The following is a 26,037-nucleotide window of genomic DNA, read 5'->3' as shown; positions in this document are numbered from 1 at the left end:
TCAGCGCTTATCTCAGGTAAGCGCTGAATGCTTTAAAGCAAGACAAAACCAGCACGTCTATTTGAAAATGCGCGGATCAAACGCGAAATCGAGCTTTTCGGCTTTCTTGATGATCTCTTTTATTTTGGGATGATTTGGATTAACCACGTAGTTTTTATCACGAGGTGAAATCGTTGAAGGCACTTGCAGCGCGGCAAACTCTGGATGAGGATCATTGAGAAACTGATCACCAATGTACTGCGTAGACTCGCTCGCCGGTATTGCTCGCCACGTCACAGGGAGATCTTCTTCATCTAAGGTGGCGATGAGGTATTCTGGCATTTCAATACGATATAAATCGTAAAGTTTGGTGATAGCAGGATCGTTGTTTACGTGCACAAACACTTCCAACGAGCAAAGGGATTCCGATTCAGAGAAGTAGAGGGCTTCGGTTCCTTTTGAGTTCCATCGCCCTCCAAATAACTTTGCGCCAACGGGGCTGAATGGCGTGTCAGCAAATTTCTTTTGTGTGAGACGATAGAGCTTCATATTACGAGAATACCCCGTGCTCTAAACGGCCGATCAAATCTTTTACGATTTCAAAATCCACCGTGGTCGAGACCATATCAAGTGGACGTTTTCCACCTAAGCCATACACATTCTCTCTCATCCATTTTAACGCGCGCTCTTCGTCGTCAAACAGTTCTGTCGCGAGTTTCAATAACATCGCTAATCGATAGATTGCATCACTTTCTTGCGTATTGAAGCGCTCATCGTTTTTTAGACGACGCTTGATCGTGCTAACAGGTATCAATGTGACGTTTTGAAACTCACTCTGAGAAAGCTTCACACGCTCAACAATATTGCGATACACCTTTGGCTCAAAGCCTTTGTGAACCGCATCAGTGCGACCTGTTTCAGCGTCTTCAATACCCAACATAAACCAGAAATTGGCTTTATGAGGTTGTTTCGGTTTGAAGCTTTTTAATGCTGCAGTTGCCATATCAAGCTCCTATGGTTCATATGGTCCAGTTATTATGGTTCAAATGAGCTTAACTTTCAATCAAAGTAACAATCAAAGTAAAAAGATAGGTAAAGAAAAAGGCGAGCTTTTCGCCCGCCTCTCTTACTTATTCATCAACCCATCTACCGACGGGCATCGTTTCACTTATTGCAAGTCAAAACGATCCGCGTTCATGACTTTCGTCCATGCGGCGATGAAGTCATGGATGAATTTTTCCTGATTATCATCTTGCGCATACACTTCCGCATACGAACGCAGGATCGAGTTTGAACCAAAGACAAGATCCACTCGAGTAGCCGTCCACTTCACAGCGTCGGTTTTACGATCACGGATTTCATATTGATTAGCACTCACTGGTTTCCACGTATATGCCATGTCAGTAAGGTTCACGAAGAAATCATTCGACAAAGTGCCTACTCGGTCAGTAAATACGCCCTCTTTTCCACCGCCGTAGTTACTGCCTAGAACACGCATACCACCGATAAGTACCGTCATTTCTGGCGCCGTTAGCCCCATAAGCTGAGCACGATCTAATAAAAGCTCTTCTGGCTTAACCGCGTAGTCTTTCTTCAACCAATTTCGGAAACCGTCAGCAACAGGCTCAAGTACTTCGAACGATTCCACATCCGTCATCTCTTGGGTGGCATCACCTCGGCCTGGCGCGAATGGTACGGAAACATTATGACCTGCGGCACGCGCAGCCAGTTCAATACCTACGTTCCCAGCAAGCACGATAGCGTCTGCAACACTACAGCCCTCTTCTGCTGCTATTTTTTCTAGCACAGCAAGAACACGGCTTAGACGTTCAGGTTCGTTCCCTTGCCAATCTTTTTGCGGAGCCAAGCGAATTCTCGCGCCATTTGCACCGCCTCGGCGGTCAGAGCCACGGTAAGTACGCGCACTATCCCACGCCGTACTTACTAACTCACTAATGGATAGGCCACTTGCTTCGATTTTTGTTTTTACTAAATCAACATCGTAGTCTGTCTTACCTGCGGGCGTTGGGTCTTGCCAAATAAGATCTTCGCTTGGCACATCAGGGCCGAAATAACATGATTTTGGTCCTAGATCGCGGTGTGTCAACTTAAACCAGGCACGAGCAAAAACGTCATCAAAGTACGCAGGGTCATTTTGGAACTTTTCTGCAATCTTACGATATTCAGGGTCCATTTTGAGCGCCATATCGGCGTCGGTCATGATTGGATTGTAGCGCTTAGAACCGTCTTCAACATCGACAGGCTTGTCTTGTTCTTCAATGTCGATTGGCTCCCATTGCCATGCGCCAGCTGGGCTCTTTTTCAGTTCCCAGTCATACTTAAATAGTAGGTGGAAGTATCCGTAATCCCATTGTGTAGGGTGTGTTGTCCAAGCACCTTCAATACCACTCGTTACCGTGTCACGGCCAATGCCACGTGTTTTGTGATTAATCCAGCCAAGACCTTGCTCATGAACGTCTGCTGCTTCGGGCTCTGGGCCAAGGTTTGCGGCATCACCATTACCATGACACTTACCCACCGTGTGACCACCAGCTGTGAGCGCGACGGTTTCTTCATCGTTCATTGCCATTCGCGCAAAGGTCACTCGCATGTCATGTGCTGTTTTGAGAGGATCTGGGTTACCGTCTACCCCTTCAGGGTTCACATAGATAAGACCCATCATTACCGCAGCAAGCGGGTTTTCTAAATCTCGCTCACCAGAGTAGCGGCTGTTATCAGCGTCACTTGTGGCTAACCATTCTTGCTCAGAGCCCCAGTAAGTGTCTTTTTCTGGGTGCCAAATGTCCTCTCGTCCAAACGCAAAGCCAAAGGTCTTAAAACCCATGGATTCGTACGCCATGTTACCGGCAAGGACAATCAGGTCTGCCCAACTTAGTTTGTTGCCATATTTTTTCTTGATTGGCCATAAAAGGCGTCGAGCCTTATCGAGGTTGGCGTTATCTGGCCAAGAGTTGAGAGGAGCAAAGCGTTGGTTGCCTGTAGCAGCACCGCCACGGCCATCCGCAATACGATAACTGCCCGCTGCATGCCATGCCATTCGGATCATTAAACCACCGTAGTGTCCCCAGTCGGCAGGCCACCAGTCTTGGCTATCAGTCATTAAATCTTTTAAATCTTTTTTAAGTGCTTCGACATCTAGCTTTTTCAGTTCTTCTTTGTAATTAAAGTCCTGACCAAATGGGTTGGTTTTGGAGTCGTGTTGATGCAGGATGTCTAAGTTCAAGGCATTCGGCCACCAATCCATCACCGACTTATCTGTAGATGTTTGCCCACCATGCATAACTGGACATTTACCTACCGAACCGCCGTTTGCTTTGCTCATATAATGCTCCTTCGTGTCGTGGTTGTGGTAACCACTCTTTGTTATTCAATAAATCGAATACCCACCTCAAACAGCGTAGTTCATACACTGTTTTTTTAGTTAACGCCAAGTCAAAATTTCAAACATTTCAGCGAATAAATAATTGTTATCAAACATGTACCTATATGCAGAAAATATGGATAGAGATCAGTTTAAGTCCATACCTGAATACTTAATCCCAGACAGCCTCGCCATGTTGTGATCCCAGGTCGCTAAATCATGATGACTAAATTCATTCAGAGCGTGGCGACCACACGCCCTCGCCATGACTTTCATGAGCTCAACCGAGGATTCGAAGAAATTTTTCAGTTGCTGGGATGACTTTTCAACGTCGAGACGCTGCCTCAAATCGGCATTTTGTGTCGCAATGCCTGCAGGGCAATTATTGGTGTTGCAGATGCGAGCCGCGACACAACCGATCGATTGCATCGCACTGTTTGCTATCGCTACTCCGTCTGCTCCAAGTGCCAACGCTTTGACAAAATCCGTAGGAACTCGCAACCCACCAGTGATGATTAATGTGACGCTGTCACTTACACCTTTTTCATCTAAGTACTTACGTGCACGAGCTAATGCAGGGATGGTGGGCACACTAATATGATCACGGAACATAGTTGGCGCCGCACCCGTGCCACCACCGCGACCGTCTAAGATGATGTAATCAGCCCCAGCATCAAGCGCAAACTGAATGTCTTGCTCAATATGGTTGGCACTGAGTTTAAATCCAATTGGAATACCGCCTGTGATGCCACGAACTCTGTCAGCAAACTTTCTGAAATCGTGAGTAGTGTGAAGATCTTTGAACGTTGGTGGTGATATCGCTGGTTGTCCCTCGGGGATGCCTCTCACCTGAGAGATCTTACCTACATTTTTATTTGCAGGCAGATGACCACCCGTGCCCGTTTTTGCTCCTTGCCCGCCTTTGAAGTGAAACGCCTGAACATTAAGAAGCTTAGATTCGTCGTAGCCAAATTGAGCACTAGCAAGCTCATAGAAATACCGTGAATTGGCGGCTTGCTCTTCCGGTAACATGCCACCCTCACCAGAGCAAATCCCAGTCCCTGCCAACTCTGCACCTTTTGCTAGTACAATTTTCGCCTCTTCAGAAAGTGCGCCAAAACTCATGTCCGACACCAACAAAGGAATGGCGAGTCTGAGCGGCTTACGCGCGTTTGGTCCCACAATCAACTCGGTAGACACAGGAACGTCTTCCAACAACGGTTGTGTCGCCATTTGCGCCACCATGATTTGTATAGCATCCCAATGTGGTAGCAAATGCCTAGGAACCCCCATTGCAGCCATCGGACCATGATGACCGAGTTTAGAGAGTCCCTCTCTCGCTAATTGGTGGATAAACTCGAGGGTTGGTTCTTCTTGAGTAGCAGACGCCGTTGGTTTGTCTCTTTTCTCTCGCTTTTGTTCCGGTCCCTCTTTACCGACTTGCTCTGCGGTAAATCGCTTGTGTGTACCATCACAAAAAGGAGCATTGGCGGTATGCTTACATTGGCAGAGATAGGCATCTTCGTCTTTTTCCGCACTAAAGCTCATTGGCTTTAAGCCGGTTCCCGAATGAGACCCATCGCAGTAAGGTTGATTTTTAGAACGCCCACATCGGCAGAAGTAATATTCTTGCCCAGCTTTCAACTCTACTTTGATCGGCTTGTTATCAGCGATGATTGGCTTGCTCATGTTGCCCCCTATTTATTATTGTTAACCATGCTTTCTCGCTGGCTTGCAATAAGCGTAGAACAGGAGCGTAAAGAGCGTCAGTGTCGCCGAGTAAAATGCGCGATTGTCGCCCGACTAACCTATACTTTTTATGGGTCTCATACACGTGGAGGCTATATGACGATTGCAACCCGATTAGATGAATATTTGACTGAGCATAACATTCACTTTCAAACCGTGAATCACAGCCACAGTCATAGCTCGCTACAAAGTGGTGTTGCAGCAGGTGTGCCTTTAATGAATATCGCAAAAGGTGTGATTCTAGAGGATCATGAAGGGCGTCATATGATGGCGGTCTTACCTGCCAACAACAAAATCAGTTTGTCGAGATTAAACGACGAATTTAATGCCACCTTCCACTTGGTGAAAGAGCGTATGGTTTACCGACTCTTCACCGATTGTGAACACGGCGCTATTCCACCGATTGGTAGTCCTTACCACATGTCGACAGTTTGCGATGAAAGACTAGCAAATTTGGAACATGTCTACCTTGAAGCTGGCGATCATGAAACTCTGATTAAGCTGGACAGAAAGGCGTTTAAAGAACTGATGAACGACTGTAGATATCTAAGATTCAGCAGTGAAGTTCTGCATTAAACTTGCCAAGATCTCTCGACATTTCCTGAACAAGGCTCTTTCAACAAGAGCCTTTCTTTGTTTTGTTGGTAGCACGCGAAGGAAGTTTCTCGAACTTTGCTGCCCAGCGTTTCAGAGCATATAGAAACAAAAAACCGCCTATTCGGGCGGTTTTTTTATCAATCAAATCATAATTATTATCGAACAAAGATCTTTTGGATCGCTTTTATCGCCATAGCCCTACGGCGCATTAATACGCTCGTTCTCGGCAACCATTTCGGTGTGTGAAGAATGGTTTTCGCATGACTAAAAGTTCTGAATCCTTCCTCTCCGTGATAATGCCCAATACCCGATTCACCAACGCCACCAAAAGGCGCATCTTCAGCGCCAACATGTAAAACCGTATCATTAACGCCGACGCCACCACTGTGGGTGTTGCGTACAATATATTTGATGGTCGATTTGTCGTCCGACATAACATACAGCGCAAGTGGTCTTTGGCGCTGATTAATGTAATCAATCGCTTCATCAACCGCATTGTAGGGCTTGACTGGTAGAAATGGCCCGAAGATCTCCTCTTGCATGATTCGCATTTTCGGCGACACGTCCGTGACCAAATGAGGATACAGAAGTCGTTCCTCTTGGGGCGACGCTTCAACAGTATGAATGTTTGCACCTTGCGCTTTTGCATCCTCAAGTAGCGCAGTCAAACGATCATATTGTCGTTGGTTGACAATATGGGTCAGCTTTTGATTCTTGTTGGATTTTAAATAGAGCTTTTCAAAACGTTTTAAGAATAGCGAAATGAACTCTTCGACACGTTCTTGCGGTACAAACGCGTAGTCAGGCGCGACACAAATCTGGCCTGCATTAATGCATTTACCAAACAAGACAGCATCAACGGCTTTCTTCATGTCTGCATCTTTTGCAATGATCACCGGGGACTTTCCACCCAACTCTAACGTCACCGGGGTAAGGTTTTCCGCTGCCGCTTTTGCCACTGCGCGACCAACACTCGTAGAACCCGTGAACAAAAGGTGATCGAATGGCAGTTGGCTGAATGCTTGTGCGACGTCTGCTTCACCCTCAAAAACTTCGACATACTCAGACAACCCACGGCAAATATCGACGATGACTTTATTGGTTTTTGGCGTAAATTCGCTGAGCTTCATCATCACGCGGTTGCCAGCAGCCAATGCTGTCACTAAAGGCGCAAGGCTCAAAATCACAGGAAAGTTCCACGGTGAAATGATCCCGACGACACCTAACGGTTGATACTGAACGGTGACTTTAGAAGGTGCGAGCAATAAGCCGGATTCGCGCTTGCTGGGTTTGCACCATTTTTTTAGTCGTTTGAGGGTATAATTAATATGCGAGACCGTTGGCAAAACGTCGGTCATGGCGGTATCAAATTCTGAGCGATAGCCAAAATCGTCACTTAACGCTTCAACCAAAGCTTGTTTGTTCTCAAGCAGCGATTTTTTTAACAAAACGAGGCGCTGTTTACGTTCATCCAAACTAGGATAAGGCTCGGCTGCATATGCCGCTTTTAAGCGTTCGAGGCTTTGCTGTAACAAGTTATCTACTTCAACCTCTGTGATTGCGTTCATGATGCTTCTCCTAGCCTAGTTTCTGCCAATGACGCCCCAAGTTAACACGAGCGCAACAATGTTACTATTGTAGCGCTCGTGAAGTTAGAGTTCGAACTCTGATTAAAATATTTCTGGGGTGGATACTACATCAAACGTAGTTCATAAATGCCTAGTCGTTGAGAGCGGTCAAGCATATCGAACTCATGATCAACGTATTCTTTTAATGTGGCGCCTGCACGCTCAGCAATATTGATGCTAGCGATGTTATCTTCCATACAATGGAACTGAATGAATTGTGCGTGCCCTTTCTGCTTCAAAAAAGGGATCAATACTGCGAGCACTTGATCAATCACACGATGGCCTCGCCCATTGTTGGCAAGCCAGTAGCCAATTTCAGTAACACGCGTATGTGAATCCACACCTTTAATGCCAATAACACCCGTAAGCTGCTCATCAAAATAAATTGCACACCAGTGGGAATCCAGCGCGTTACTGTTCACTCGCTGGGAAATGTAGTTCACGGCCTCTCGATGATTCGTGACAGAATCCGTCCAAGGTAGATAGCCCTCAAGGCTCTCTCGGTGAGTGTTCACAACCTCTAGTAAAGCGGACGCGTGTTTCGTATTGAGGGGCTCAATTGAGATCCTTTGCGAGACGGAAAAACGCTTCTGTAAGTGATTTCCTTGATACGTCTCTTGGCATGTGACTTCATCCATAGATGTTATTCCTTTTTATTGTGAACGCTCAGCGCAAATCCTAACGCTTCATTTTATGAGAACAAACCTCTCTATAAAAACTAATCAAAGCCGTTGCCGTTCATTTAGCCCTTTTGATCGATCAGCGTAAATGGCGTTAGTGATGCCACATCTACATAATGCTTCCATACATGTTCATAGAGGTGATGCTGATTGGCAAACGGAGCCAGCTGCTTAGCTTCTTCAAGCGTACACCAGCGATACTCTGTATGCTCTTCGTTAAGAACAACTGATTGGTTAGGCGGACAAAATAGCACAAAACATGGGATAACCATGATACGGTTATTTTTTGCTTCGTAGAACTGCTCTAGAAAGTCTGCTGTATGTAACTCAACTTGGTCAATTAGTGTCTCTTCTTTTAACTCTCTTAAAATGGTTTGCCACCCGGCTTCACCCGCTTCGATACCACCTGCAACATGGCACCAATAGCCACCTTTTACGCGTTTGAGTAACAGCATTTTTTCTATGCCATCAATTTTTGAAATGACAACGCCTGAAACATGCGTTGCTTTTATCGGGATCATGTAAGCTCCTTAAATATCGAGTTTTTATTGTTACGCTGAGAGAGGCAGATTAATTGCTACGTATTTTACTGTTTATTCATCTTGTCGACAGAAGTGTTTGAGTTGAGAGGATTTAATCGCTAACTAAGTATGCTAAAGTGAGATCTGTCGCAACAAATGAGCAGTAAAATGTCCAATTCATTCAACACTATGATTCCCATCGGTGTGCGCTTTATGGTGCTTTCCGCGTTCGGCTTTGCTCTGATGTCGGCTACAGTAAAGCACGTCGGCAACTACGGTATCCCCGTTTTTGAAATCGTTGCAGCAAGAGCGCTCGTTTCACTTATCATTAGTTATTTCGATGTAAAGCGAAAACGAATTTCTGTATGGGGCAATAATAAGCCATTACTATTTGCACGCGGTGCTGTGGGTACGATGGCTCTGATGTGTGTATATTATTCAGTGACCACCTTACCTTTGGCAGAAGCGACGATATTCCAATATATTCATCCGGTATTTACTGCACTACTCGCCGTATTTTTCTTGAAAGAGCGCATCCAGCCGTCAACTTTCCTTTGTATTGCGTTGTGCTTACTCGGCATCTATATCATGGTAAGCCCAGAAACGGGGCAAGGCTCAGATAGCGCTTTACCAATGTTTAGCGTCATGATTGCGATCTTAGGCGCATTTGGTAGCTCAATTGCCTACGTCATTGTCAGAAAACTGAGTCAGACAGAAGACAGCTCAGTGATCATTTTCTATTTCCCGTTGGTTGCTCTCCCCGCTTCACTCTTACTGATTGGCGACGATTTTGTAATGCCCGATCTATATCTGACTTTCATGTTGGTTCTAGTTGGTGTCTTTACCCAAATTGGACAATTGGGGTTAACCAAAGCGATGCAAACTCAACAAGCGGGTAAAGCCTCCGCTTATTCGTATATCCAGATCGTATTTTCTGTGTTGTTGGGCATCATTTTCTTTGGCGAGGTTCCGATCATTTGGACGTACGTCGGTGGCGGTCTGATTGTTACAGGCGCATTAATTAATGCGTTTGGTCATCACTTACGGTTACCTTTTATTAAGCGCAACGCTTGATATACCTACCTAGAACCGTAAACACGACATTTAGAAAAACAGCCAGAGTGACTCTGGCTGTTTTGTGTTTAGCCTAACGTTAAGCTGATATTTTTAACCCTGCGATACCAGCGACAATCATTAGCAAGCTTAAGGCTTTGATAAGTGTTGCTGACTCATTGAACAGATAAATACTCACGACTGCCGTGCCTATTGCGCCAATCCCTACCCATACGCCATAAGCAATGCCTAAAGGCAAGGTTCTTAACGCAATGCCAAGCAACCAAAAGCTCAATAACATAAAGACAATAGTGAATGCCGAAGCACCGAATTTGGTAAACCCTTGTGAATATTTAAGACCGACAGCCCATGCGATTTCACACAAGCCCGCAATGAAGAGAATTCCCCAAGCCATGTCACATTTCCCAACGAGATGGGGTCGTCCCCGAGAAAAGATAGAGCGGTGAGGTCGTCCTCACTTCTGATTGACTGCTTATTATATACAGAAATTTAAACATAAAAAATAAAACACGGCGATAAGCATACAACTCAAACATCTCATGCACGCTTAAATTCTACGCTTTTCTTTTTAACGGTGGCGGACTCTCTATTTCGCATCAATAACGACACCGTTTTTTAACAATTTATATATAACCTTCTGGTGTTGAAAGTGTTGCATTTATTGCACAAATCACACAAAAACTAATTGAACATGTAAATATGAAAACGTTTGTGTGACTAATATCGCTTAAAACAATGACTGATGACTTTAATATTCAGCCGAATTAATTATAAGGTATGATGTACCCATGAAAGCAATCAAAACCTCTATCGCTGTCCTTGCTGGCGCCGCTCTACTATCTGGATGTAATGACGACACTGAATACGTCAATGTTCAGCCTAAAGAAGTAAAAATAGTGACTTACAACCTCTCTTTTGACCGCGCTACCTTCGAAACTTTGGTAGATGAAATGCAAATTGAACCAACGCAGCAAGCTGCGTTGGTCACCTCTTATTTAGACGGTTCAATCGCAGCCGAAGACAAAACCACTGCGGAAAAAGTCATTCAAATTCGTAACGTTGCAGCAATCATTCAAAAGAATCGTCCTGATGTTCTTATGATGGCGGAATACAACAACGACGGAACAGGCGAAAACAAAGCAGCCATTGAAGGATTCCAGAAGAACTACCTGTCTGTCGCGCAAAGCATCAATGGCGCGGGCGGTGAAGCAAACCTTGAGCCTATTGAATACCCTTATGCTGAATCTTACTCAACTAATACAGGGTTGTTGAGTGAGTTTGATCTCGACAACAACGGAACCGCAGGTCAAATGCCAGGTGATGCATGGGGCTTTGGCATGTACCATGGTCAATATGCATTTGCCCTTATGTCTAAGTATAAAATTGACACGGCAAACACACGTACATTCCAAGCATTTAAATGGAAAGATATGGAAGGTGCGAAAATTCCAACCATTACTATCTGTGACGGTTCGCAAAAGATTCCAGACGGCATGAAGTGTGGTGATGAATGGTACTCAGCGGAAGAATGGGATCAAGTGCGTCTATCTTCGAAAAACCACGTTGACGCACCAATCATCATTCCAACTCGCAACGGCGAAGAAGTTGTACACTTGTTGATGTCTCATCCTACTCCACCAGTATTCGACACCGGTAAAAACAAAGCGCAAAACGCAGCAGAAGTGGAGTTTTGGCATCATTACATTCAAGGCAAAGACTATTTTTACGACGATGCGGGTAAAACAGGTGGCTTAACGAACGGCGCTAAATTCGTAATGATGGGAGATCAAAACCTTGATCCAGTGTCTGGTGACGGTATTAGCTCTGTAATGCAGGAGCTGCACAACGATCCATTGGTTAACCAAACCGTGATGAATGGTGAGCTTTACCCAACAAGCTTTGGTGCAGCTGAACACGCTGTTGACCGCAGTTCAACTCACCCATATCCGAATCGCATCACTTCAACGTTTGGCTTAGGGGTAGACTATGCCTTGCCTTCAGCAAATTTGAATGTAATAGACTCTGGTGTGTACTGGTCAGCGTCTTATGAAGAAGGCCATAAACTATTTAACGATGCACGTATCGGTAAGTATGGTGATGGTAAGGATGTATCTTCCGACCATCGCATGATCTGGATTAAAGCACAGTTCTAGACCGCATAAAAAAAAGCCAACCACAAGGAGTCGTGATTGGCTGTATATATTTGTGAACAAGATGGTTCACTAACAACGTCAGTTGGCTAGGTGACCCTCGGCTTAGAAAGGGTCACTCATACTAAAGCATGAGGCGTGCCAACTTTTCAGTGCACAAAAACAGGTTGTTATTTAATCACTTTCATTAAAACTTAACCAATAGCTACTGTTTGCTCACCGAATAAATTGCAATTTGCAAACTACCATTGGCATTTCGCAATAAACCTGCTCTTTAGCTCTTGCTTTTATTGTTTCCTAGCTAAGTCGCGAGCAAGGATTAACGCAAGTCCGAATACTTGCAAGAAGAGTCCGATATTCTTGTACCAAGCGATCTTTTCATCCTGCTTTGCCATTACCTCATTGAGCTCTACATTCTCAATGTAGTAATTATCGATGCGGTCTCTATACGAAGCTTGTGCCTGATTTATCTTTGACATCAGTTGAGGAAGTTGATCAATTTTTATTTCATCCGACTCGTTGAGAACCCAAGAAGATAAATGCCCTGCTAATACCTCTTCTAGCTCTAAAGGTATCGCTACGCTCTGACTTATGTGCACATGCAGCAGTAAAGCTTCTCTTTTCCTTTCTAGGGTTTCCACACTGTTCCATGCGAGTTGGATGGAATACAAGTTTTTTGCTGTTTGCTCTGCGAGCTGCGATTGCTGTTTACCCAACTTATCAAGGACTAAGCTAGTAACGATGATCGCGCCAATATTCAGTACTAATCCAATCAGAACGAGTACCCATGGTGGTGGAATGTAACGTCGCAGACTTACCATAACTTATCGTATGGCAGGTAAATCATATTTAACACAACCAATGAAAGTATCACCAGAAATGTCACCTGCATCCCTCTAATGCGCTTTTTCAAGTCTTTTTTCAATATGCCTTTAGCATGAATAACTCGACCAATTACAAAAATAATACCGGTGAGATGTATCCATGTTGGGTAAGCACTATTGAATTCTAAAAGTGCCATTAAAATCAGGGTGATGGGGATATATTCTGTCGCATTACTCTGGGCACTACGAGCAATTTGTAGAGCCTCTACCCCACCATCTGCATAAGCAATTTGATTTAAGCGACGTTGCTTAATTACTTGAACAGCCAACCAAATAATGAGTATTGCGAGAATGTTGGCATACAGAGCTGTGATCATATGTCGTCCTTCTTGATCTGGTTTTCACTTATATAAGCGTGTCACTTGGCTATAACTATAGCGGTATCATTATGATAATGCGTCAAATAATCTCAAGTTATGATTTCTATTCGGGCAAAAAACGAAAGCCAATGCTTCATGACATTAAAAATGCCCTCGAATGGAGGGCATAAGAATAAAGAAGCTAATATGTGAGAATATTGAAACCACTATAAGGGGTGTTTGACCAGCTTTTTGCGCCGATGCCCTTTGATAATACTTTCAAAAATTGTGAACAACAGCCCTACCCAAATAAATGCAAAGGTCACCGCTTTCACTTCGTCAAACAACTCGCCAAAAAACATAACTGCCAACACAAACTGCAAGCTTGGCTCGATGTATTGCATTAGACCGACGGTTGATAAATTAGTTATACGTATTGCGATAGAATAAAATACGAGTGGTAAAAGTGTGATAGGTGCACTGCCAAAATACAAAAGCAATGTTGTGGTATCTGTGCCCGAAGCCAGTTCACCAGTTGCCCATTGTTTATAGAGCAAATAGGCGAGTGCAACTGGAGTCAGTAACAATGCTTCAACAAACAAGGTTGTACTCCAGTCATAATTTATCTTCTTCTTGTACAGCCCATACAAAGCAAAGAACAACCCCATCGTTAGTGCGATAACGGGTAGCTGACCATAGTGAATCACTTGATACATAACACCAATTGTTGCCAGCACGATTGCAATAAGCTTGCCTATTGAGAGCTTATCCCCAAGAATAAATACGCCCAGTGCAACAGATACTAATGGTCCAATAAAGAAGCCTAAGCTGGCATCGATGACCCGATGATGGGTCAAAGCCCAAGTGAACGCACTCCAAGAAATACACATCAAACTGCTCGCCACAAAAGTGTACCACAAGGATTTTTTATCAAGCCAGATTTCTTTCCAATTCAGCCCTCGATGGGTTATCCCAAGTACAATTAGAAACCCGACAGGTACAGACCCAATGATTCGCCATGCTAGCAACTCATCCATAGAAGCATTTGGTAAATAACGATAATAAATTGGTAGCAATCCCCAGATCACAAAGGAGAATGCTGCCATAAAAGTGCCATAACGAGTGTTATTCATAAAACTATCGCCCATTTAAACGACCAATTTGGCGTAAGTAAACAAGTCCGCCATACATAAAAAGGAATGCAATCCCGCAGTGACTTTATGATGCAGATGGCATTATTGGCTCAACGCTTGTACGACGGCGGTAAAGCCACTCACAAAACACAACATAAGTGCCCCAAACCGAATCTTTTCTTTTGGTAACGACTGGGTAGTTTTCATTGCTAGCCAGTAACCAAGCGCCGCAGCAGGCAATAGAGGAATAGTAATGACCAAATGATGCAATGTGAAGAAGCCCACTGGGATTTGTACTATTAGTGAAATAATCGAACTGAAAACAAAAAAAGCCGATAAGTTGCCGCGTAACTGATTTGCTTCTTGATGCTGCAACAATAACGCCATCGGAGGGCCTCCAATCGCAGAACTGGTACCAAACAACCCAGAAAAGAAACCAGCACATGTCATACGCGAAGGCGTAGGCTCAACCCGAAACGGTAAAACACTCACCAAGACTGCAAACAGCACCAACAAACCAATCCAAAGCGTGAGAGTTTGTGTAGATACAAAAAAGAGTAGCAAGCCACCAGCAATTGATCCCGGCACTCGCCCAATCAACGCCATCTTTAAGCCGCCGATTTCAACACTACTGCGGTGCTTCATCGCATTCATCAACGAAATAAATAACGCGACTAAACAAATTGGCGCAGGAACATATTCTGGCGCCCAAAGAATCAGTAAAGGTGCGGCAACAATAGCCAAGCCAAAACCGATTGCGGTCTGAACATAAGAGCCAAGAAATATCAAACCTATTGCAAGGAAGTTTATCGAATCGAATTCCATTTAGATTATTCTTATATTTGAAAAATAAACACAAAACCAAAGCACATTCGCATGATGAATACCTCAGGCATACTGCGATATGAATTCCGCGTAGCATTCATCAAAGTGAATAAAAAGACAATCCATTTGTGCGGTTCGCCCTCATTTGCATTTTGTATTTCATTCCGCTTATGTACATGTTTGCTTACATCGAAGAGGATTCATGCTCGCCTGTTCACGCAGCATTTCTTCAGCGGAATTAATGACCTCTTAAAATCTAGCAGAATTAGACCCGTGAATTCTCCATTGCATTTAATGGATTCAGTCAATTAGTACGGCGTCGGTATAGCACTTTACAACTCACCTCTTTATACTACTGATCGATTTATCATTACCGTACTTATTTACACAATAAACAAGTGTACGGTCAGTGTTTTTCTACCTTTAACTTGCTGTGAAAATAATATGAAAAAACAAACGGGATTTACTCTAATAGAGTTAGTCGTAGTTATTGTCGTGCTCGGTATTCTTGCTGTCACTGCCGCGCCACGCTTTTTAAACCTTCAAAGCGATGCACGTGAAGCACGTTTGGAAGGAATGAAAGGCGCTATTGCGTCAGCATTAGGCGTGGGTTATGGGAAAATGGCGATTGCGGGATTGGAAAGCAAGCCTTACGTTTCAAACTTCGTAGACAGTGCTTTAATGGCAGATTTACCATTTGACGGCTGTAATATTGGTGGTTCAAAGCGCTGTGTTTTTTTATATGGATATCCTGATTCTGATAGCGAATCGATGAAGTTACTCGTGCAAGGACTGAACGAAGAAGACTCGGATTGGAAAACATTTCATCACCCGGCTGGTTCAACAACTCGCGAAATGGTCATTGCTGCAGCCGACGAAAAAAGAGCTAGCCTTACACAATGCGGAATTTTATATGGGCCACCGCAGACTCCAAACGAGAGTTACACCTTAGATATTCTTCCCTGCCCTCAATAAAAATAAGGCTGCCAATCGGCAGCCTTATTTGTTTCATCTGATCGGTTTTTTACGCAAAGTTAAACACGTATTTATCCATCATATTCACCATGCGGCCAATCTCTGGCTTGGTAATCGTATCATTTGCGCCAAGAGATAGTGCTTTCGCTCGGTTATCCTCACTCATCAATGACGAGAACATAATGATCGGCATTTCATGAAACGCTTCGGTATCTCGTAGTCTCTTCACTAAGTGCATACCATCCATTCGAGGCATTTCTACGTCCGTAACCACCGCATCTAATAGCTCTTTAACTGGCAAGTTTTCTTCTTTCGCGACCTCGATCAAGCTCATCAACTTCTCATGCGCCTCACCACCGTCTTTACATGTGATCACATTGTAACCTGAAGAAGCTAATGTATCTTGGATCAAAGAGCGAATAAATGCTGAGTCATCCACCACCATGATCGTTTTAGCATTACGCTTACCGACCATTCTCTGGTTGAGATCCACCGACTTGTCCCCTTTCACATCGTATTTTTCCATACTCAGTTCTGGGTTGATGTCTGCGATGATTTTTTCAAAGTCGAGAATCATGATCAGGTTGCCTTCTTTACGGACAACGGCTACTACACAATCTTGTTCGCCCGCTTCCAAAAACTGACTTGGTGATTCCACATCATTCCAAGAGATACGATGAATACGCGAAATGCTGTCAATTAAGAAGCCATTGGTCATTTTGTTGAAATCCGTAACGATTACAAACTTGCGCTCCAGATCTTGTCGTGTTGGCACACCTAACCAACCAGCTAAATCCACTAAAGGCGTCAGTACATCTCTGGATGAGAACACACCAATCATATGAGGTTGTGCGTTTGGATAATCGGTTGTTTCTGGCACGCGAATCACTTCTCGTACTTTCGCAACGTTAATGCCGTAATAACAAGTTTTTGTGCTGCCATCTGGCAATGTTTTTTCTAAATGAAACTCGATGATTTCAAGCTCATTGGTACCACTTTCTGTCAAAATGGTGCTGGTTACGTTACTCATAAAGCCAATTATCCAACCAAAAATACGCATCAGAAAAAGTTTGATGCAAACGCCATGAGAAGCCATTCTCTGGCTAAAAATCCAAAAGTCCTTTTTAGTCGTTACAACAAAATTTGTAAACCATCAAAAGGACGGCTAACGCACATTTCCATACCAAACCATGTAAAATTGTCTCATTTTTGAACACGACATTATGAGTGGCCAAAGTGCGAATTAACACCTCCACTTTTAGCGGCCGAGTCAATGAAAAGTTTAGAAATAATTTGAAGTGATGTTCAGCGTCAATAGCCAAACCTATCTAACATATATCAGTACAAAGTTGGCTACCGTGCTCATGCCTGGTGTAGAACAAGCTCTCTTCAAGTGGCTTGGTATAAAACTGCGCTTGCTAACACACGGGTTTAAATCGAAGCGCTAGAAACATCACAAGAAAATCTGAAGGCATAGAACACTTTCAGTTTGTTAGTTTTCTGTCAGCGTAAGTTTTAAGCAATCATCCTATCACTAGGTATTTCAATACCTGACATCGCTATTCCCATAATCAAGACACTGATTTCACTTTTGGAAAGAGTCATTTTCCTTCCTCTTAGCAAGGTTTTTCCTACAATCCTATTCATCCAATTGCGCTGTCGCCTGACAGCACACTAGTTGATGTATTAGGTGAGGTTCACTTTGAATAATGTTCTTATTATCGACGCTCAACCATTGTATAGCGAAGCACTTGCTTCTCTAGTTGAATCCGTAATCAACGCAGCTGAAGTGATTCAAACCACTGACAGTGCGGAAGTGATGGATCTTGTCCGAGGCCAAAAGATTGATTTGATTATTCTAGACGTAGTGCTTGGCGACCGCGATGGTATGCGTTTAGCCAAAAACATTTTAGCGACGGGATATCGTGGCCGACTGTTATTTGTTTCTTCACGCGACTACTCGAGTCTTTCTAAAGCAGCGTACGAAATGGGCGCAAACGGCTTCTTAAGCAAACATGAAACAAGAGAGACCATTATCGACGCAATTGTGAGTGTTTCACGCGGTTACTCAATGTTTAAGTCGACTCACACACCATCGTCGGGTAACGTAACACTTTCAAATCGCGAAGCCATGGTGTTCCATTATCTTGTACAAGGCTACTCAAATAAGAAGATTTCTGAACAACTTTCACTCAGCGCTAAAACAATCAGCACCTACAAAACGCGTATTCTGAAAAAGTACCATGCGGACACGTTGATTGAACTTCTGCATACTATTCCTCAGTCAGAAAACATTGAGTTTTGCCGCTAAGCGCTCATGTATTTTGCAATAGCACCGATTAACAACTGGTGCATTGCATCATGTCTTAAGCTTTGCTTCACCTGTACAACCACTTTTGGCCAGCCATCTGGGTAAAAATGCTCTGGCACTCTTATAAATTTATATCCATCAATTGGCGCCTGATATTCAAGTAATACGGTTGCGGCGCTTTTTTGCTTAATTAGCTTCAATACGCTGCTTACGTTGTCTAGAGCCGCAATACGGTTGATGACCATACCGTGGCTTTCCATTGCACGCTTAACGAGCTGCTCTTTCTCTTTCCAACCGATAATCTCTAACATGATAAAGGGAAGTTTGGCCGCTTCTTCCAGGGTGGTAATTCCCAGCTCTTCAGGGACAACTACCACAGCAGGCGCATAGCCGATGAACTTCTGATAAACAGATTTCGGAACATCCTCGTTGAAGTAATGTAACTGCGCATCCACTTTGCCTAGGATTATCTCTTCTATCGTATACTCTATAATCGTTGCTATCGAAATGTGCGCCTTGGGAAACAGCGCCATTAAATCCATTGCAAGTAAATGCCCAAATGAGTATTGAGCGGTTTGCGGCAAACAAATGGTGATGTCTTTTTCGTAATTTTCCGGTTCAAACTCATCTCTAATTAGACAAGTTTCAAGCTTCTCGAGCGCATCGGAAATTTTAGGTAATTGACGTTTTAAATAGTCCGTCGGTTCCATGTGGTGAGGATGCCGAATAAACAATTCATCGTTTAGCTGGAGTCGCAATCGGGCAAGGTATTTGCTAATTGACGCTTCGCTCTTCCCCATCGCTTTCGCAACGGGCTTGAGCTGACGGTGCTTATCCAGTAAGACAAGTATTTTAAGTAAGTTTAAGTCGAGATCTTTGTTCACGTGCGACACCAGATGTAAGGTCGAGAATAAATAGAGCAATCACTATTTGTTGACTGCTCTAATATAAAAGACCACTCATTCTGTTTGGTCAAATTAATCAAACAGTTATGTCATGGTTATGTTCCGTAACTTTGCATTTAGTCAATACCAGACCTGCTTAATGGGACTTCTGTCTGTGTTTTTTCATCTCATAGAGATCTTCATCTGCACGTACAATAACGTCCTGAAGCGTTTCGTGTAACTCATTCGCCGCGATACCAGTACTCACACTAACTTCGATATCCAAGGTCTTTAGTCGGTTATCTTTAACGACACTACGAAGCTTCTTCGCCAATATTGAAGATTGGCTGATACTGCAACCTGGCAGAATCGCAACAAACTCATCACCACCAGTTCGAACTAGATAATCACTATTTCGAAACACTTTAGACATAGCATCAGCAATAATCCCAATAACTTCGTCCCCTACATGGTGACCGTAATGGTCATTGATTCGCTTGATCCTATCGCCATCTATTGCAATGACGGAATATGGCGCGGTTTCCAAACGACGTTTGAATTCGCTATCTTGAAAGACTCTGCGGTTAAACAATCCCGTTAAATCATCTTTCGTCACGTTCGTCAGTGCTTTCGCGAGGCGAAGTTTGCTCTCTTTAGATTCATAAGCTTTGTTGTAATACGCTAAAGTTACGAAAAAGAAGATGATAAACAAGAACACGTAATCCAGTGCAATTTTACCGAATGGGTACATGTAAACAATGAGATTGTTGTTGTCTGCGACATATGATTGGGTGTACGCGAATGATGGAAAGGGGTAGCCAGCGAAGTAAATCACCATTTGCTTGTTCCCATTCGCAATTTGAACATCCACCGCTTTCCCATCATTATAAAGCGGCGAGAGGTACAATTGTTCCGAAAACTCTCCCACTAACTCACCTTGAAAGTAAACCGGACTCATGATGCTTATCGCCATGTCATCGGAGTATGTCGTTTTAAATGGTAGGGAAAACAATACCCGGTCCGTTAGTTGCTCTTTCCACGCGGCTAACACACAAGAATAGTTACTTTTACACCAATCAACATCAAATGTGGCTTTCACTCCCTCTAGCGCTTCAATCGGTCTCTCTAAGATGAGTTTGTTTCCAGTATAAGAACGAAAATACATAACGGCATTTTGTCGATTGAACGCATTTGATAAATACGCTTCAGCCTGATGAAGCGATTTCCGTGCAACAGCTTCAACGTAATTGAGTTTTTCATAAGGTGACAGGGAGTAAATCGCATCTTGAAAGCTCAGCTCTGTTTGCGCTTCTACTTCACTCACGCTCATGCCTTTGTATTGCTCGAGCTGCGCTTCCGTCAATAACCCCATGAGAATCACTTTTTGTTTTATTTTGGCTAAATTATTCGCGTAAGTGTTGAACTGCTTTACTTCATAAGAAATTAACACCGCACCAATCATTGTGACAGAAGTGACGAATAGTAATGTTGCGATGAAAAGAGACAACGCGATACTTTTAAGTGTCATGATGCGGTCTTACGCCCCCGCCACTCTTGTTAGCTCAACAATGTTCTTTACGTTAAATTTATCCAATAGACGGCGTTTGTATGTGCTGACTGTTTTATCACTTATTGATAGCACTGAAGCGATTTCTCTATTGGACTTTCCTTGTAGTAAATACTTCATTACTGCACTTTCTCTGCTTGAAAGTTGTGGCATTTCTCGAACGCTGTTAACAACTTGCTTAAATTTGAAGAAGGTATACCCCTTCTCTACCGCTTCTATCGCGTCTTTAAGAATGTCGTGATTTTCCGATTTACACACATAGCCATCAGCGCCAGAACGAAAAGCCATTTGGCTGTACATTTGGCTAGTTTCAGCGGAGAAGAAAATGACTTTGCCTTCATAACCATGGGATTTGATACGTTTGTAGAAATCAAACCCATCGCAATCTGCCAAGTTCACATCTAAGATCAACAGTTGAATTTCTTCCTTTTTCAATATTTGTAATGCCATCTTCGCTGATGTTGCAGTAAATACCCCATTTGTTTTCCCTAACTCTTCCAACAACGACTTGATCGCAACACAAACGAGAGGATGATCGTCAAAGATCAAGTAATTCAATTTATTCATATCTTTCATTTAGTATGGTTATGGCTTCTAGTGGCATGGGTTTATCAATGTAAAAGCCTTGGCAAAGATCAATGCCATACTCACGTATCGCTTGCAATGTGACTTCGTCTTCAATACCTTCCGCGACCAGTCGTATATTCAAACTTTTCGCTAACGCGCAAATAGCAACAACGATGTTGCGTTTTTTGATGTCGCATTCGACACCTTGTACAAACGAACGATCGATTTTTAACTCGTTGAATGGCAGTTGAGCCAGTTTTTCAAACGTCGATGACCCCGTGCCAAAATCATCTATTGAGACAGTGACACCGTTCATCCTCAACTTGAGTAAATTCTTGTACAGGGACGCGCTAGTCTGAAATGTATCTCGCTCTGTAATTTCAATGGTGATTTGTGATGGGTCAATCTCGCTCTCTAAACATTGCTGTAAAAAGTAATGAGAGAACGCCGTATCTTCTAAATTTTCATGGTCTACATTGATGGATACGTTTTGCGTCAATCCTCGGTGTTTCATGTCATAGATAACATTACTCAATACAGCTTGAAACAACTCTCCTGAAAGGCGGCAACGCTCTACAATTGGCAAAAAATAATGAGGGGGTAACACACCATAAATAGGATGATTCCAACGCGCGAGCGCTTCATACCCAAGCACTTCCCCACTTTGCACATCGACTAAAGGCTGGTAATAATTTTTCACGCGCCCTTCAGCCAGAGCAAACAGGAATTCTTGATCTTCCACTTCAATAGGTTGCGCAAAGCTGACTTGTTTCGCTTTTTCATCTTTTATTTTACGTAACAAATCAACGACTTCATTTTCATCGTATGGCTTGGGTAGCTTCCCTAATACTTCAAAGCTAAATCCCTCGCACATGGCTCTTACCGCAGAAATAATGGTCAATTCCATGGCACTGACCAGTACAACTTGCCCCTGGTACTGGACTTCATCGAGCATTTCCATCATATCGATGCCGTCTTTTCCGGGCATTTGGATATCACAAAAAATTACGTCAAAATGTTGTTCCTGCACACTCTGAATAGCAGCATCCACACAGTTAAAGGGGATGGCTTGCGCGCAATAGCGATCCAATATTTGCGTGAGTATTGTGGTTTGTAGCGGATGGTCATCAATCACCATCACATTAAATTGTGTATTCATTTGTCTCTACCCAATAGTTTATGTTTTCGATCTCCTGCTCGATTCGTAAAATTAGCTCCGCTGTTCGCCTGTCAAACTCCGCAGCAGTAACTCGTTCTGCCTCAATACAAAGCTCAGCCAGCATGCTTACCCCTATCGCCCCAACCGCTCCTTTGATGCCATGAATGACCCGTTTTTTGTCTCGCTCAGTCGATGCGGCGTTTAAGTTTTTTATATCTGTAGACATTGATTGACTAAACACGCGCGCAATCTCTTTTGCGTCCTGTGCTTTGAACCGTTTAATCCAGCCGGGCAGCCTACCCCTCTCTTTTTCGCCAATAAATGGAATCAAAACGGTTTTTAATTGATTAAGGTCATAGGGCTTGTAGAGCACATCATCAATGCCGATATCCTGTGTACGTTCAATGGCAAGACGAGCATCTTCTGCTGTCACACCGATGATTGGAATTGCTTTAAATTCGGAGTTTTTCACGTGCCTAACAAGCTCATAGCCATCCATTTCTGGCATATGAAAATCGGTCAGCAGCAACACAACGTTTTCATCTTGGTTGATGTATTCCCATGCTTCGCGGCCGTTATTCACAATGACAGGTTCGATTCCAAGTTCATGAAGCTGCATTGCTATCACACTTTGGTTAATGGGATTATCTTCTGCGACCAGTACCGTGCCGAGAACCCAAGAAACCACTTCTTGATTTACGTCACTAAGCTTGGTTTCTTGCTGCGTTTGGCTGAGCAAATTGAACAATGTATCTGGATATTGAATCTCTCTTAGCGTAAGACTGCCAAGTACCCTTTGTTCGTCACGCAGCATTAGGCCATTAAAACTGGCATCGCTGTCGTGTATAGGGTGAAGGTTCGCCACCATTGTTTTTAACGTCGCTGGACGCATTTTCCACGCGTCACACCACTGGCGAACATTAAGTGGTAAGCTCTCGCTATACGTCCAGTTCAAACAAACGTCTGGCTCAGAGTCGCAATGCTCAATTGGCAGTCTGACGGTAATCGTCGTGCCCAAGCCAAATTGTGAATCGATGCAGAGCACGCCGCCCATGCAGTCGATCAATCGGTCAACAATGCTTAGCCCCAATCCAGTACCGCCATATTTACGCGTAATAGTGTCATCCGCTTGAACAAAAGGATTGAGAATGCCTTCGAGTTGGTCATCCGTCATGCCGATACCTGAATCTGCCACTTTCAAGATAAGCTGCTTTTCATGAAGAATGACACTGATTCCAACCTCGCCTTCCGCAGTGAATTTCACCGCATTGGAGAGTAGATTGGTGGTAATTTGCACCAATCGCAGCGCGTCGATTTCAATGAAAGCATTCGAAAATGGTTTGATTGTCACTTTGTAATCCAAACCTTTCGCGAGCGCTCGTGGTTCAAAGCTTCGAAACACATCGCACAAGGTTTTAAGCAAGTCAGTCTTAACTGGGGCGACGGTTAAGTGCCCTGCTTCTAACTTTGAATAATCCAGTACTTCGTCTACTAGCGTATTCAAATGATTGAGCGAGCGTATGGCTTGGGCAATTAACTCGCGATTTGAATCTGCCGTCACTTGGTGATTTAGAAGATCGAGGATGCCGTGCGCTGCCGACAATGGCGTTCTTAATTCGTGACTCATGGTTGCCAAAAAGTTTTCGCGCGCACGTACCGCGGTTTGCGCTTCTTTTTGCGCATCGATTAACGCCTGCTCACGTTCTTTTTGCTGGGTAATATCTTGAATAACAGTCAGTACAAACTTGTTCTTACCGCTAGGAGAAGCGATGACTTTGCGTTCTCGATATACATGTTTAATATCAAGTTCACAGCCCGATGAGGCAACCTCTTCTGAAACACGCTTTCCAGCAATAACAGTGGTCAGTTCATCAAAATTATTCACCAGAGGAGCGTGCGTAGAATCACTTTTCAACTTACATTGTTGGCACTGTTTACTGTTGTAGTTGGCACAATTACTCATCTCCATATGGTTATTTTCACTATGGATAAAAACCAAGCTATTGATCTCTTTGATTATGTCCATCAGCCATTGCTTTTCCGCTTCCTCATTGTCAGCATTAAATTCGGCTAACCTCACTTTAAGTCGCATGTGAGATAAGATGAAATACGCCGCAATTAACATGAGACAGAATATGAATGAACCAGCAACAACAAATGTAGCGATCTGCTCCGCGTCATAGCCATAAGTCAGTTTGAAGCTTCGGTGAGAACGCAGCAGTTTTTCGATCTCGTTAGAATCAATGGTTTCGATGATGCTGTTCAACATGTGTTGAAGTTGTGTATTGTGGTTTGCAACCGCAAATGCATTAGAGAACGTCAAAACGTCCTCCGCATTGATCACCAAGCCATCGACTTGATCTTGTGCAATCATGTTGTGAACGATGTCGTCAGGAATGTAAGCCACATCCAAAACGCCCGATTTCAAATCGGTAAGCAGCTTTTTCAAATCATCATAATGATCAACTTGGCCTTGCTGCCAAGTGCCCAAATGAACTAACCCTTGCTTTTTCAAAGTGAGCAGAATACCCGCTTCTTTCAGTGCAGATTTATCGCGCTTGCTCTGCTCCGCTTGGATAGCCACGTAATTACTGTGCATGAATGGTTTAGTGAACAACCAGTCTGACTTAGGTAGATCACCCACATAAGAGATGGGGACTATATCGGCATCAAATGCCGTTAATCCATTGGAAAGGCTCGACGTCGGTTTCACATACTTAAAGCTCAAGCCAGTACGAGACTGCAATAAGTCGATGAAGTCTGGAAAGAAACCGTCTAACTCACCCGTTTGCGAATCTCGGTAGAGAAACGGATAAGCTTCGTCACTGCTGCTGTAAGTTATCACTAGTTTGTTTTGATGATTACGTCGGTAATCTACCAATAACTTATCACTGATATGGTAAGGATTTTTCGAGGCGACGGAGCGAATGTTTTTTCCATTTTGCTCCCACTGAAGGATTTTGTTGATGTCATCGATCAGACGTTGTTTGTCCAACGAAGCGATAAAACTCACCTCTTCGTTTTTCAACCAACTGGGAATATCGACAACCCCTTTTACAATGTCATTCAAATCCAAATATTGGGTAATACCAACATAAGTGTAAATCAGCGCGTTCGCTTTACCTCGCTTAACTTCATTAAACGCCTCTAAACGTGTTTTAACGTAATGTATCTTATCGATACCGCGTTCAGTGAGGTTGTCACAATATACACTGCCCTCAACACACACCCATTTAAGATCACGCGCATCACTATCTCGGTAAGTGGCATTCCGATACCAAACAGCGATAGTGCTCGAAAAAAAAGGCATCGAAAACAAGAAACGCTTTTCTCTTGCTGCTGTTTTACTAAATCCAACCGCACCATCAATCCTCTTGCTTTCGACATCCGCAAGTAAAGACGGAATATGCTTGTAAGTCCGAAGTTCTAACTCATAATCCAAAGCTTTAGTAATGTTAGACAAATACTCAAGACTAATTCCGTACGAAGGACCAACGCTACCGTCAAACGAGTCTTTAGCTTCGTCTTGCGCAATAACACCAACGATGACCTTCGGTTTAGGACTCTGTTTGGCAGTTGAGCAAAAAGAACTCGCTAAAAAAATTAAGGCGACGGACGATACCGTAATACTTCTAAGAATACTGAGCATGACTGCTTCCTCTGAATGGAAGCT

23 protein-coding genes are annotated in these 26,037 nt (G+C 43.5%); 5 read left to right on the top strand and 18 right to left on the bottom strand.

The window, feature by feature from the left end; genetic code table 11:
• Positions 1-57 precede the first annotated feature (57 nt).
• From R8N28_RS05210 to R8N28_RS05195, 4 genes are all read right to left on the bottom strand, one after another.
• Positions 58-528 (bottom strand): RES family NAD+ phosphorylase, encoded by a 471-nt coding sequence (locus R8N28_RS05210; protein ID WP_064369281.1) that lies wholly within the window; start codon positions 526-528, stop codon positions 58-60.
• A gap of 1 nt (position 529) precedes the next feature.
• Positions 530-982 carry an antitoxin Xre/MbcA/ParS toxin-binding domain-containing protein gene (locus R8N28_RS05205; RefSeq protein WP_017820987.1) on the bottom strand — a complete coding sequence of 151 codons (453 nt, stop codon included), beginning with the start codon at positions 980-982 and terminating at the stop codon, positions 530-532.
• A 165-nt stretch (positions 983-1,147) separates the two neighbouring features.
• Complete coding sequence (gene katG / locus R8N28_RS05200) at positions 1,148-3,322, bottom strand: catalase/peroxidase HPI (protein WP_065275255.1); 2,175 nt, start codon at positions 3,320-3,322, stop codon at positions 1,148-1,150.
• Positions 3,323-3,508: 186 nt separating this feature from the next.
• Positions 3,509-5,050, bottom strand: a complete 1,542-nt coding sequence (locus tag R8N28_RS05195) for a glutamate synthase-related protein (RefSeq protein ID WP_065275254.1) — start codon at positions 5,048-5,050, stop codon at positions 3,509-3,511.
• A 156-nt stretch (positions 5,051-5,206) separates the two neighbouring features.
• On the opposite strand from R8N28_RS05195, the gene R8N28_RS05190 reads away from it, so the two are divergent.
• Positions 5,207-5,686, top strand: coding sequence for an aminoacyl-tRNA deacylase (locus R8N28_RS05190; protein ID WP_005376501.1), 480 nt, complete (start codon positions 5,207-5,209; stop codon positions 5,684-5,686).
• Positions 5,687-5,862: 176 nt separating this feature from the next.
• On the opposite strand, the gene R8N28_RS05185 is transcribed toward R8N28_RS05190, so the two are convergent.
• The 3 genes from R8N28_RS05185 to R8N28_RS05175 all read right to left on the bottom strand — a co-directional run bounded on the left by R8N28_RS05185 (position 5,863) and on the right by R8N28_RS05175 (position 8,536).
• Positions 5,863-7,275 carry a coniferyl aldehyde dehydrogenase gene (locus R8N28_RS05185; protein ID WP_054574613.1) on the bottom strand — a complete coding sequence of 471 codons (1,413 nt, stop codon included), beginning with the start codon at positions 7,273-7,275 and terminating at the stop codon, positions 5,863-5,865.
• 125 nt (positions 7,276-7,400) lie between these two features.
• The gene (locus R8N28_RS05180) at positions 7,401-7,973 is read right to left on the bottom strand and encodes a GNAT family N-acetyltransferase (protein WP_054574614.1); all 573 of its coding nucleotides are present in this window, start codon (positions 7,971-7,973) and stop codon (positions 7,401-7,403) included.
• A gap of 104 nt (positions 7,974-8,077) precedes the next feature.
• The gene (locus tag R8N28_RS05175) at positions 8,078-8,536 is read right to left on the bottom strand and encodes an NUDIX hydrolase (protein WP_005376504.1); all 459 of its coding nucleotides are present in this window, start codon (positions 8,534-8,536) and stop codon (positions 8,078-8,080) included.
• Between the two features lie 168 nt (positions 8,537-8,704).
• On the opposite strand from R8N28_RS05175, the gene R8N28_RS05170 reads away from it, so the two are divergent.
• Complete coding sequence (locus R8N28_RS05170; protein WP_005376505.1) at positions 8,705-9,610, top strand: DMT family transporter; 906 nt, start codon at positions 8,705-8,707, stop codon at positions 9,608-9,610.
• A gap of 79 nt (positions 9,611-9,689) precedes the next feature.
• Here R8N28_RS05170 and R8N28_RS05165 read toward each other — a convergent pair whose 3' ends face one another.
• Positions 9,690-10,004 (bottom strand): DMT family transporter, encoded by a 315-nt coding sequence (locus tag R8N28_RS05165; protein ID WP_262635257.1) that lies wholly within the window; start codon positions 10,002-10,004, stop codon positions 9,690-9,692.
• Positions 10,005-10,398: 394 nt separating this feature from the next.
• Between R8N28_RS05165 and R8N28_RS05160 the strand changes: the two genes are divergently transcribed.
• Positions 10,399-11,763 (top strand): endonuclease/exonuclease/phosphatase family protein, encoded by a 1,365-nt coding sequence (locus R8N28_RS05160; RefSeq protein ID WP_054574615.1) that lies wholly within the window; start codon positions 10,399-10,401, stop codon positions 11,761-11,763.
• A gap of 284 nt (positions 11,764-12,047) precedes the next feature.
• Here the strand turns inward: R8N28_RS05160 and R8N28_RS05155 are convergent, their stop codons facing one another.
• From R8N28_RS05155 to R8N28_RS05140, 4 genes are all read right to left on the bottom strand, one after another.
• Complete coding sequence (locus tag R8N28_RS05155; protein ID WP_054574616.1) at positions 12,048-12,581, bottom strand: hypothetical protein; 534 nt, start codon at positions 12,579-12,581, stop codon at positions 12,048-12,050.
• Complete coding sequence (locus tag R8N28_RS05150; RefSeq protein ID WP_005376510.1) at positions 12,575-12,961, bottom strand: MAPEG family protein; 387 nt, start codon at positions 12,959-12,961, stop codon at positions 12,575-12,577. The genes R8N28_RS05155 and R8N28_RS05150 overlap by 7 nt, the downstream gene beginning before the upstream one ends.
• Positions 12,962-13,170: 209 nt before the next feature.
• Positions 13,171-14,076, bottom strand: a complete 906-nt coding sequence (rarD, locus tag R8N28_RS05145) for an EamA family transporter RarD (RefSeq protein ID WP_025998671.1) — start codon at positions 14,074-14,076, stop codon at positions 13,171-13,173.
• A 102-nt stretch (positions 14,077-14,178) separates the two neighbouring features.
• Positions 14,179-14,901 (bottom strand): sulfite exporter TauE/SafE family protein, encoded by a 723-nt coding sequence (locus tag R8N28_RS05140; RefSeq protein WP_005390054.1) that lies wholly within the window; start codon positions 14,899-14,901, stop codon positions 14,179-14,181.
• A 444-nt stretch (positions 14,902-15,345) separates the two neighbouring features.
• On the opposite strand from R8N28_RS05140, the gene R8N28_RS05135 reads away from it, so the two are divergent.
• Positions 15,346-15,876 carry a prepilin-type N-terminal cleavage/methylation domain-containing protein gene (locus R8N28_RS05135; RefSeq protein ID WP_005376513.1) on the top strand — a complete coding sequence of 177 codons (531 nt, stop codon included), beginning with the start codon at positions 15,346-15,348 and terminating at the stop codon, positions 15,874-15,876.
• A 49-nt stretch (positions 15,877-15,925) separates the two neighbouring features.
• On the opposite strand, the gene R8N28_RS05130 is transcribed toward R8N28_RS05135, so the two are convergent.
• Positions 15,926-16,906: a chemotaxis protein gene (locus tag R8N28_RS05130; protein ID WP_025998672.1), complete on the bottom strand. Its 981-nt coding sequence runs from the start codon at positions 16,904-16,906 to the stop codon at positions 15,926-15,928.
• 672 nt (positions 16,907-17,578) lie between these two features.
• Between R8N28_RS05130 and R8N28_RS05125 the strand changes: the two genes are divergently transcribed.
• Entirely contained in the window at positions 17,579-18,187 is a 609-nt protein-coding gene (locus R8N28_RS05125) for a response regulator transcription factor (RefSeq protein WP_017821556.1), read from the top strand.
• Here R8N28_RS05125 and R8N28_RS05120 read toward each other — a convergent pair.
• From R8N28_RS05120 to R8N28_RS05100, 5 genes are all read right to left on the bottom strand, one after another.
• Positions 18,184-19,071, bottom strand: a complete 888-nt coding sequence (locus R8N28_RS05120) for a LysR family transcriptional regulator (RefSeq protein WP_065275253.1) — start codon at positions 19,069-19,071, stop codon at positions 18,184-18,186. The two genes, R8N28_RS05125 and R8N28_RS05120, sit on opposite strands and share 4 nt — an antisense overlap.
• 157 nt (positions 19,072-19,228) lie before the next feature.
• Positions 19,229-20,599: a GGDEF domain-containing protein gene (locus tag R8N28_RS05115; protein WP_318183327.1), complete on the bottom strand. Its 1,371-nt coding sequence runs from the start codon at positions 20,597-20,599 to the stop codon at positions 19,229-19,231.
• A 9-nt stretch (positions 20,600-20,608) separates the two neighbouring features.
• Positions 20,609-21,205, bottom strand: coding sequence for a response regulator transcription factor (locus tag R8N28_RS05110; protein ID WP_017635347.1), 597 nt, complete (start codon positions 21,203-21,205; stop codon positions 20,609-20,611).
• The gene (locus R8N28_RS05105) at positions 21,198-22,364 is read right to left on the bottom strand and encodes an EAL domain-containing protein (protein ID WP_065275251.1); all 1,167 of its coding nucleotides are present in this window, start codon (positions 22,362-22,364) and stop codon (positions 21,198-21,200) included. Before R8N28_RS05105 ends, R8N28_RS05110 begins: the two co-directional genes overlap by 8 nt.
• The gene (locus R8N28_RS05100) at positions 22,348-26,013 is read right to left on the bottom strand and encodes an ATP-binding protein (protein ID WP_206958804.1); all 3,666 of its coding nucleotides are present in this window, start codon (positions 26,011-26,013) and stop codon (positions 22,348-22,350) included. Before R8N28_RS05100 ends, R8N28_RS05105 begins: the two co-directional genes overlap by 17 nt.
• Positions 26,014-26,037: the final 24 nt, after the last annotated feature.

It is taken from the genome of Vibrio sp. Vb1554 (genome assembly GCF_033344235.1).
This window is presented reverse-complemented; position numbering and strand designations above follow the sequence as displayed.

Bases quoted from the DNA above. Each gene is read 5' to 3' on its own strand.
- katG (WP_065275255.1), bottom strand. From the start codon at position 3,322: ATGAGCAAAGCAAACGGCGGTTCGGTAGGTAAATGTCCAGTTATGCAT.
- R8N28_RS05205 (WP_017820987.1), bottom strand. From the start codon at position 982: ATGGCAACTGCAGCATTAAAAAGCTTCAAACCGAAACAACCTCATAAA.
- R8N28_RS05175 (WP_005376504.1), bottom strand. From the start codon at position 8,536: ATGATCCCGATAAAAGCAACGCATGTTTCAGGCGTTGTCATTTCAAAA.
- R8N28_RS05155 (WP_054574616.1), bottom strand. From the start codon at position 12,581: ATGGTAAGTCTGCGACGTTACATTCCACCACCATGGGTACTCGTTCTG.
- R8N28_RS05100 (WP_206958804.1), bottom strand. From the start codon at position 26,013: ATGCTCAGTATTCTTAGAAGTATTACGGTATCGTCCGTCGCCTTAATT.
- R8N28_RS05140 (WP_005390054.1), bottom strand. From the start codon at position 14,901: ATGGAATTCGATTCGATAAACTTCCTTGCAATAGGTTTGATATTTCTT.
- R8N28_RS05115 (WP_318183327.1), bottom strand. From the start codon at position 20,599: ATGACACTTAAAAGTATCGCGTTGTCTCTTTTCATCGCAACATTACTA.
- R8N28_RS05110 (WP_017635347.1), bottom strand. From the start codon at position 21,205: ATGAATAAATTGAATTACTTGATCTTTGACGATCATCCTCTCGTTTGT.
- R8N28_RS05105 (WP_065275251.1), bottom strand. From the start codon at position 22,364: ATGAATACACAATTTAATGTGATGGTGATTGATGACCATCCGCTACAA.
- rarD (WP_025998671.1), bottom strand. From the start codon at position 14,076: ATGAATAACACTCGTTATGGCACTTTTATGGCAGCATTCTCCTTTGTG.
- R8N28_RS05135 (WP_005376513.1), top strand. From the start codon at position 15,346: ATGAAAAAACAAACGGGATTTACTCTAATAGAGTTAGTCGTAGTTATT.
- R8N28_RS05160 (WP_054574615.1), top strand. From the start codon at position 10,399: ATGAAAGCAATCAAAACCTCTATCGCTGTCCTTGCTGGCGCCGCTCTA.
- R8N28_RS05185 (WP_054574613.1), bottom strand. From the start codon at position 7,275: ATGAACGCAATCACAGAGGTTGAAGTAGATAACTTGTTACAGCAAAGC.
- R8N28_RS05170 (WP_005376505.1), top strand. From the start codon at position 8,705: ATGTCCAATTCATTCAACACTATGATTCCCATCGGTGTGCGCTTTATG.
- R8N28_RS05180 (WP_054574614.1), bottom strand. From the start codon at position 7,973: ATGGATGAAGTCACATGCCAAGAGACGTATCAAGGAAATCACTTACAG.
- R8N28_RS05165 (WP_262635257.1), bottom strand. From the start codon at position 10,004: ATGGCTTGGGGAATTCTCTTCATTGCGGGCTTGTGTGAAATCGCATGG.
- R8N28_RS05190 (WP_005376501.1), top strand. From the start codon at position 5,207: ATGACGATTGCAACCCGATTAGATGAATATTTGACTGAGCATAACATT.
- R8N28_RS05195 (WP_065275254.1), bottom strand. From the start codon at position 5,050: ATGAGCAAGCCAATCATCGCTGATAACAAGCCGATCAAAGTAGAGTTG.
- R8N28_RS05130 (WP_025998672.1), bottom strand. From the start codon at position 16,906: ATGAGTAACGTAACCAGCACCATTTTGACAGAAAGTGGTACCAATGAG.
- R8N28_RS05210 (WP_064369281.1), bottom strand. From the start codon at position 528: ATGAAGCTCTATCGTCTCACACAAAAGAAATTTGCTGACACGCCATTC.
- R8N28_RS05150 (WP_005376510.1), bottom strand. From the start codon at position 12,961: ATGATCACAGCTCTGTATGCCAACATTCTCGCAATACTCATTATTTGG.